This is a genomic window from Skermanella sp. (assembly GCF_059503625.1).
Window position 1 is genome coordinate 1 of sequence record NZ_JCACHA010000863.1, and the last position, 8,113, is coordinate 8,113.

The 8,113-nt window shown below is 64.2% G+C and carries 6 protein-coding genes; 1 reads left to right on the forward strand and 5 read right to left on the reverse strand.

Translation table 11 applies throughout. The features are described 5' to 3' along the window. The 4 genes from AC5JJ6_RS31340 to AC5JJ6_RS31355 form a co-directional block, all read right to left on the reverse strand. Nucleotides 1–1,040 (reverse strand): porin (locus tag AC5JJ6_RS31340; protein WP_496045806.1); only part of this gene is annotated, 1,040 nt, incomplete at its 3' end. Next, a complete protein-coding gene (locus tag AC5JJ6_RS31345) occupies nucleotides 1,022–2,410 on the reverse strand; it encodes a S41 family peptidase (protein WP_496045807.1) in 1,389 nt (462 codons plus the stop codon). The genes AC5JJ6_RS31340 and AC5JJ6_RS31345, both read right to left, overlap by 19 nt. Beyond that, nucleotides 2,410–2,769, reverse strand: a complete 360-nt coding sequence (locus tag AC5JJ6_RS31350) for a hypothetical protein (protein WP_496045808.1) — start codon at nucleotides 2,767–2,769, stop codon at nucleotides 2,410–2,412. The genes AC5JJ6_RS31345 and AC5JJ6_RS31350 overlap by 1 nt, the downstream gene beginning before the upstream one ends. Before the next feature lie 10 nt (nucleotides 2,770–2,779). Continuing rightward, nucleotides 2,780–6,673 (reverse strand): Pls/PosA family non-ribosomal peptide synthetase, encoded by a 3,894-nt coding sequence (locus AC5JJ6_RS31355; protein ID WP_496045809.1) that lies wholly within the window; start codon nucleotides 6,671–6,673, stop codon nucleotides 2,780–2,782. Between AC5JJ6_RS31355 and AC5JJ6_RS31360 the strand changes: the two genes are divergently transcribed. Then, entirely contained in the window at nucleotides 6,620–6,919 is a 300-nt protein-coding gene (locus tag AC5JJ6_RS31360) for a hypothetical protein (protein WP_496045810.1), read from the forward strand. The two genes, AC5JJ6_RS31355 and AC5JJ6_RS31360, sit on opposite strands and share 54 nt — an antisense overlap. A 153-nt stretch (nucleotides 6,920–7,072) precedes the next feature. On the opposite strand, the gene AC5JJ6_RS31365 is transcribed toward AC5JJ6_RS31360, so the two are convergent. Then, a partial coding sequence (locus AC5JJ6_RS31365) for a diaminobutyrate--2-oxoglutarate transaminase (RefSeq protein ID WP_496045811.1) occupies nucleotides 7,073–8,113 on the reverse strand: 1,041 nt, incomplete at its 5' end.

The window sequence follows — 8,113 nt, forward strand, 5'->3', positions numbered from 1 at the left end:
GCGGTTCGGGGGATGGCGCTTGCCGAAGATAGGCTCCGCGAGGGAGCGGAGGCGGTCGTGGCACGCACCCTTCCGGGTCGAAAGGCCACGACGGACTGGCCGTTGTCGGAAAGGTGCGGGCTATAGGATATGCCGGCCTGAAAGCCGGCGATCCTCGGGGTGTAATAGTTGATCTTGGTCGAAGTCCCGATGTCGGGATAGAAAGGATAGTAGTCATCCAGGCTCAGCCTGGAAAAGCTGCCGTAGTCGCCATCCACCTGTCCGATGCCGACGCTGGGGGCGTAGATCAAAAGCCCTCCGGCCACGACATCGTCGGTATCGCCGAATTCAAGCCGGCCCCAGGGGCCGCCTATATAGACGTAGGCCTCACCGAAGCTCGATTCCGAACTGGATTCGTGGCCGGTGGTGGTCTCCAACTGAAGTTTCAGGCCGTATAAAAGGCCGTTGTCGGCTTTGCCCCGGATGTTGAAGTCCAGTTCGGTCTCGTTGCGGAACTGGACGCCGCGCGTGAGGTCTCCGAATACTCCGGCCTGGAAGGTCGACGTGCCGCCTATCGTGGCGTTGAGGGTTCCCGGAACGCTTGGGAACGGGTCGTCTTCCTCGTCCTCGTCCTCGTCCTCGTCCTCATCCTCATCCTCGGCATCATCAGCCGTTACATCATCCTGATCGCCGGTGACGGCGCCGGGCACGGGATCGGCGGTGGCGCTCCCGTCGTCTTCATCTTCTTCGTCATCCTCGTCCTCTTCGTCGTCGTCACTGTCATCCTGATCCTGATCCTCATCCTCATTTTCTTCTTCGTCGTCCTCTTCGTCGTCCTCTTCATCGTCCTCAGCGGGTGCAGCCTGGGCCACGGCGACGAACCCGTCGCCGGCCCCGTTGCCGGCTTCGACGCTGGCGGCGACGGCGTGTTCAGGGCGGGAAGCGCTGCGCGCTTCGGCTGATGGCGCGATCATCAGGCAAGCGACCGCCGCAGTCGTGGCGAGCAGCATCCGCTTCATGAGGCGAGTCCCCCTCGCCGTCTTCAGAGCGCCAGCAGCCATGTCTTGGCATCCGTGGTTTGAGCGTCGATCGATCTCCAGAAGTCCCGAGCCGACGGCTCGGCGGAGGGCTGGTCCGGGGGAATGCCTGAGCCTTCGTACACGGCGCCGTCCCACGCCCGATAGATCTCGTTCGACACAGCACCCTTCCAGCCGTTCGGCAGGCGGAACTTGTAAGGGTCGGACAGCGCGCCGTAGGTCGGACGGCCGAACGACCGGGTGTTCGGCAAGGCGCGCAAGGCAAGCGTCCCCACTTCCGCTGCGCTGACCGTGGAATCGCTGGTCAGAACAGCAACCGGACCGGTGAAGCGGGCGCCTTGGGCGGGCACCAGTTCGATCGTTTGCACTTGAAGGCCGGAGCCATGCCGCACCGGCTGCTTGGTGAAGGCGCGGACTGTTCTGTCCGTCAGGTGCGACGCCAAAGTGAGAGAGACCCGGTCCCAGCCGCCGGGATTGCAGCGGAGATCGACGATCAGTCCACGGACGTCACCCAAGCCCCGGACTGCGCGGTCAAAGACCTGTCTGGCGGCCAGCACGTCGGCATGCCCCCCTTCGTGATCGGACAGGCCCTCGCAGGCCATCAGGGAGATATAGCCCAGCCCATCGGACAGATGTCCCCAGGCGACGGTGTCGTGGGCGGCGACATGGCCGGACCCGGACAGGATGCGGCGCCTGACATGGTCGAGCCAGCCGCTGGTGAAACCGTCCGAGTAGTCGCCATCGACCGGCCGCCCGCCGGCGGCTTTCCAGGCACGGTAGAGCTGTCCTTCCCAAGGGCGGCTGTCCTCGTAGCGCTCCAGTCCCCTCAGCGATCCGTGGCCGTCCTCCAGGGCGCGCAGGGATTCCGCCAACGCGTCGAACAGATGGGTCTGGGTGGCGGGACCGCGCCGGAGCGCCGCGTCGCAGTGCGCCCGCAGTGCCGACCAGTCGATCCCGCGCTCGGCGGCGAAGGCGAAATGGCCGGACAGAATGTCGAAGAAGGCGGCGACCGTCCGGTTGGGATCGGATATCCAGGCGTCGTCCTCGAGGCGCGGCAGCGCCGGCCAGCCGTCCAGCCGCTCGTACTGGAACCGGGTGACCGTCCCCCAATACTCCACTTCCAGGTGGCCCTCGTCGTCCAGCCGGGTTTCCAGAACTTCCCCTTCGACGTCGCTCAGGTCGGATTCATCGGTCAGCGCTGCCGCGTCGTCGTAGAGGGTATAGGTGCGGCATGCCCGCTCTCCCACCGCGAAGAGGTCGGCGGTGGTGCGCGAACGCCAGATCCCGGCGGGCAGCGACAGGCGTCCATTGACCCGTGCCGCGAACGCCGGGGGCATCATCAGGCCGGCAAGACCGGCGAAACCGGCAAGACCGGCGGCTGCCGTGGATAGCATCAAGGCTCTGCGGGTAAGAGGCATCTTTGCTCCTGTGTGGTGCGGACGGCGTCTTCGTCCGCTTCGGCCGTGAAGGTGAACTTTCCCGTTTTCGCAGACAGCGCCCAGTTGCGCGCCTCCACCCGGCGGTCGCCGGGCAGGACGCGGATCAGGCGGATTTCCTCGCCGAAGGCGCCGGGCAGATGGACGACGTCATAGACGTGGGTCCAGAGGCCATGGCCGCGATGCACGGCTACATAGACCCATTCCTGGCGGTCGGCATGGCGGCCCGTCCCCTGGGCGGAACCGACCAGTTCGATCGTGTCGGCCGGGCCGCAGAGCGGCATCGATTCCGGCCGGAGTTGGAAGGATGCGGACATGGGATTTTCCTCATATCTCTCTGGCGGGATTACCGCGCCATGTCGAGTTGGCGGCCAGATGCTCGCCCTTCATCAGGAAGCTGTCGGGTCCGAGCGCCACGTTGTCTTCCATTTCGACGCCGTAATGGACGAAGGCGTTGTAGCCGATGGTGCAGCCGTCGCCGATGCGGATGTAATCGGATTTGAAGGCGCCGTCCTCCAGCGAGTGGCCCTGGATCGTGACCATCCGGTTGATCGTGCAGTTGTCGCCGATCGTCACCAGCGTCTTTTCCGGGATGCCGCTGCCGTCGTCGAACAGCTTCCTGCCGACCTTGACGCCCAGCAGCCGCCAGACCATCCCCTTGAACGGCGTGCCCGAGAACAGGTCCAGGTAGAAGACTTCGCTCAGTTTCCAGAAACGCTCGTGCTTCCAGTAGTAATCGTCGTAGATCGAGCAGAACTGCGGCCGCAGCTTGCGGAAACCGATGCTGGCGTGTTCGAGCAGGGCATAGTACGCGACCGTCAGGACCAGCACGATCATCGTGAAGTCGAGCAGAGCGATCCAGCCGGATTCGGCATACTGGTCCATCTCGACGGCACTCAGGAGGATGACCAGATGCACGAAGAACCACTGCGATGCCAGGTACAGGAATATCGTGACGGTGTTGGAGATGTTCTTGCGGAACAGCCGGTCCTTGAAGGTCGGGCCGTCGCGGTAGTGCTCCAGCTGCCTGTCCCTGGCGACCGAACGCGGGATCTGGAAGCTGGGAGAACCGAGCAGCCCGACGTCTTTCAGCTCCGGTCCGCCGACCGGCACCATCGTCTTGGTCCCGAACAGGCAGTTGTCGCCGACCCTGCTGCCGGCCGGGTAGAAGACGTTGTTGCCGATGAAGCTGTCGGCGCCGACCGAGACCCTCCTCAGCCTGAAGGAAGAGCTGGAGAAGTCGGCGTTGATCATGGAGAAACCATCGGAGATCAGGGTTCCCTTGCCGATCTCGCACAGGAAAGGCGTGTCGTGCTTCTGCGCCACCCCGAAGTTGGAGCCGGTCTGGTCTTTCAGCGATATCTTGTACCCGATGGCCCGCAGGTAATAGATGATATAAGAGCTATCGCCGAACAGGAGATTGAAGAAGTACGAGTTGCTTCTGCTCGAAATCGCCCGGTGAACCAGGAAGTGGAAGCCGTATAGCGGATATGTCTTTCCTTCCGTCATGAACAGGTTGAGCAGTCTCGGTATCGTGACGATGCTCAGCAGGCCCAGGACGATCAATCCGAAATAGGCTCCGGCCGAAATCTGGATCAGGGTCAGCTGGAAATCCAGGTCGTTGAAACGGGCGCCGACATGGGCCGCGACCTCAGCCCCGGTGCCGAAACCCAGCCATACCAGCAGCGAATCCAGGATCACGAGGGGCAGCGGCAGCGTCAGGCCGAACAGGACGACCGCTTGAGCGGCGGAGAACGCGGCCCGGCGGACGATGCCGCACGGCATCGGTTCGACCGACAGGTAGTCGTCCGACGTCTCCCGCGCGGGCGAGCCGTGATACCGCTTGCCGTCCGGGATGGCCTGCCCCTGGTGCAGCGACGACGAGTGCCCGAGCTGTGCGCCGTCGCCGATGCTGGTCCCGATGTCGAGGACGGTCGCCTCGCCGATGAAGGCGTCCCGGCCGATCGTGATCCTGCCGGTCTCGATCAGTCCCGCGCGCGCCCGGTAGCCGACCAGATTGCTGTCCTTCTTGATGATCGTGCCGTCGCCGATCGACAGAAGGTCCGGGCAGGCCGGAACGACGCCGGAGAAGATCACGACGTTCCGGCCGATCTTCGCCCCCAGCAGGCGGAGATAGACGTTGTAGAGCGGGGTGCCGACGAACATGACCATCGGGTTGGCCTGGATCATCCGCCTGATGAGCCAGAAGCGGAAATAGCCGGAGCTCCAGATCGGAATGCTCTCTTCCCGCGATCGGCCGACGACCAGCCATTTGACCGCTATCGGGAGGGCAGCCATGGCGAGGAACATGCCCGAGCCGAAGGCGGCGGACCGCAGATAGGTGTCGGCGACCGAGTGTGCCTCGGAGATCCAGACATATCCCTGGACAAGTCCGGCGGTCAGGGCCGTCGAGTAGACGAAATAGAAGATCAACTGCATGCCGCCGCAGAGCCAGTAATCGAGATCGCGGGCGACATGGACCGGCTCGGCCGGCGCCGTGGGTGCCTTCCTGTGGGCCTGGGTGGTGAGGAAGGCCGCGAAGTCCCGAGGTGTGGGATGCAGGTAGACCTCCCGCATGGACACGTCGGAATAGTTCAGCTTTTCGCGGATCCGGGCACAGAACCTTGCCATCAGCAGGGAATTGGCGCCGAGGTCGTCGAAGAAATGGTCGTCCATCGAGACCTGCTCGAGTTTGAGCAGGTCCATCAGGGTGCGCGCTATCTCGGCTTCGGTGTCGTTCGCCGGCGCGATGCAGTCGGCTTTGCGGACGCTGTGCCGCGGTCCCGACGGCGGCGGCAGCCTCTTGCGGTCCACCTTGTCGCACGGGAGCATGGGCAGGGCGTCCATCCTCTCGAAGAAGGCCGGCAGCATGTAGGCAGGCAGGTCGCCCCGGATGGTCCCGACGATCGTTTCCCGGTCGAGGTGGTCGACGTCGTGGCGGAGCGTATAGTAGGCCACCAGCTCGACCGTGCCGGGTTCCGGCTGGAAGGTGCCGACGACGGCTTGGGCGATCCCCGGCACCCTCATGATGACGGATTCGATCTCCGCCAGCTCGATCCGGTAGCCCCGGATCTTGACCTGGGCGTCGAGCCGGCCGAGGTATTCGATCTCGCCCTTGTCCGTGATGCGGCCCAGGTCGCCGGTCCGGTAGATCCGCCCCGACGGGTTGTCGTCAAGCCCAAGGAAGTCCGGGATGAAGGCCTTGTCGGTCAGGTCGGGCCGGTTGACGTAGCCGCGCGCCAGCCCGATGCCGGCGATGCAGATTTCCCCGATGCCGCCCTTCTCCACCAGCCGGGGTTCGTCCGGGGCTAGGATCAGGATCTTGTATGTCGGCAGCGGCACCCCGATCGTGACCGGCTTGTCCGGGACGAGCATGGTCCAGGTGGCGGTGACGGTCGCTTCCGTCGGGCCATAGACGTTGAGGAAGGTCCTGCCCTGGCTGTACCAGCGCTCGACGAGGTTCTGCGGGCAGGCTTCCCCGGAAACCAGGATGAACCGGAGCGAGGGCAAGTCGTCGTCGAGGGTGGCGAGAAGGGTCGGCACGCAGCAGAGCGCCGTGATCCGCCGGGCTTCCAGGAATTGGGAAAGGTCGCGCCCGACGAGGCTGGGGCCTGGGGGAGCTGCTACCAGCGTCGCGCCGGAATACAGGGGGACCCAGATTTCCTCGACCGAGAAGTCGAAGGCGATGGTCATGCCCTGATAGACGCGGTCTTCCGGCATGATGCCGTAGACCTCGGCCGCGACCCTGACGAAGTTGCAGATGCTGCGGTGCTCGACAGCGACGCCCTTGGGCTTGCCGGTCGAGCCGGAGGTATAGATGATGTAGCAGAGGTCGTCGGCAAGGGATTCGGCGGGAGGGTCCAGGGCGGTGCACTCTTCCCTGTCGATTGCGGGCTGAACCTCGTCCAGGCAGATCACCTCGGCCGCCAGGGTGTCGAGGTGGCCGCGCAGGCTGGCGGTCGTCAGGACGAGCCTGATGCCGGCGTCCTCCGCGATGAAGGCGATCCTGTCCTTGGGGAATCCCGGATCGAGCGGCACATACGCGGCATTGGCCTTCATCACGCCCAGCATTGCGGCATAGGCCCAGACCGACCGGCTGAAGAGGAGGCCTATCCTGTCGCCCGGCCTGACGCCCGAGGCGATCAGGTGGCGGGACAGCCGGTTGGCTTGGCGCTCGAGGTCGTCGTAGCTCAGTTCGCCGTCCTCGGCGGTGACCGCCACGCGGTTTCCAGCACCGGTTTCCCGCAGGAGGGAAAAGCGTTTCTCAAACAAGTGATCGAGGCGCTCACCCGGCTGCCATCGGATCTCGGGGGGATAGCCCGGACAAGTCAAAACCTCTTCCGGGTCGCTGAAAGTGAAGTCGGCTCTTGTACTGTATGCGTCTTCGTCACCAATAAGCGCGAAGCGCTCAAGAGCCTGCTCAGTCTGGTTCATGATATGACCATCAGCCTTTCTTGTCAGCTTTGAGCCTGGAATGGTTCAGAGCCATCGAACCAGTTGCCGGAAAGCGGCGGCGCAGTGCCGCGCCGCCGCAAGCGAAGCTCAGGCGTGAACGCATCGATGGGGTCGAATTGAAAAGCTCTTCAGGCGATCAGGCGGGCCGGAGCCGGCGTGATGACCTCACTCGGCAGCGGCGGCCGCGCGATCGGCGAGAGCCGCATGGATGGCGGATTCCAGGATGTCCAGCCCGTAATCGAGCAGATCGTCGGGCGTGGTGAGGGGCGCCAGGATCTTGACCACTTCGTCGTAAGCGCCCGAAGTCTCGATGATCAGGCCATCCTCGAAGCAGCGGCGGCAGATCGCTTCCGCCAGTTCCCCCGACCCGACATCGATGCCAATCATCATGCCCCGGCCCTTGACGCGGGAACCCGGGATCAGGTTCGTCATGGCGGTGAGACGTTCTCCGACATGCCTTGCCTTATCCAGGATGGAACGTGAGAAGATGTCGTCGGCCCAGAATTTACGGAGAGCGGCCTGGGCCGTGACGAAAGCGTGCGTGTTGCCCCGGAACGTGCCGTTGTGTTCGGCAGGCCGCCAAAGGTCATGCTGCGGACGGATCAGCAGCAACGCCATGGGCAAGCCGAAGCCGGACAGGGACTTGGACAGCGTGACGAGGTCCGGGACGATGCCGATACCTTCGAAACTGAAGAACGTGCCCGTGCGGCCGCAGCCGGCCTGGATATCGTCCACGATCAGGAGAGCGCCGTGCAACTGGGCCAGATGCGCTATCTGCCGCAGCCATGACGGCGAGGCCGCATTCAAGCCCCCTTCCCCCTGTACCGTTTCCAGCAGGATCGCGGCCGGTGAGTCGAGGCCGCTGGACGGGTCGTTCAGCATCCGCTCGAGAATTTCGGCGGTGTCGACGTCCTTGCCGAGATAGCCGTCGAAAGGCAGTCTCGATACGCCGTTGAGCTGGATCGCGGGCGCCATTCGATGATACCGGTTGCCGGTAGCGGCCAAGGCGCCTTGCGTAACACCGTGGAAGCCATTGGTGAAGGCGACGACGTTGTTGCGTCCCGTAACCTTGCGTGCGAGCTTCAAGGCGGCTTCCACGGCATTGGCGCCGGTAGGACCGGTGAACTGAGCGCGGTAATCGAAACCGCGCGGGTTCAGGATCAAGGACTCGAAGTCTTCGAGGAACCGTCTTTTCGCGGTGGTGAA

What these genes read in the sequence shown, in the direction of transcription:
- AC5JJ6_RS31345 (WP_496045807.1), bottom strand. Translation starts at nt 2,410, where the DNA reads ATGCTATCCACGGCAGCCGCCGGTCTTGCCGGTTTCGCCGGTCTTGCC.
- AC5JJ6_RS31350 (WP_496045808.1), bottom strand. Translation starts at nt 2,769, where the DNA reads ATGTCCGCATCCTTCCAACTCCGGCCGGAATCGATGCCGCTCTGCGGC.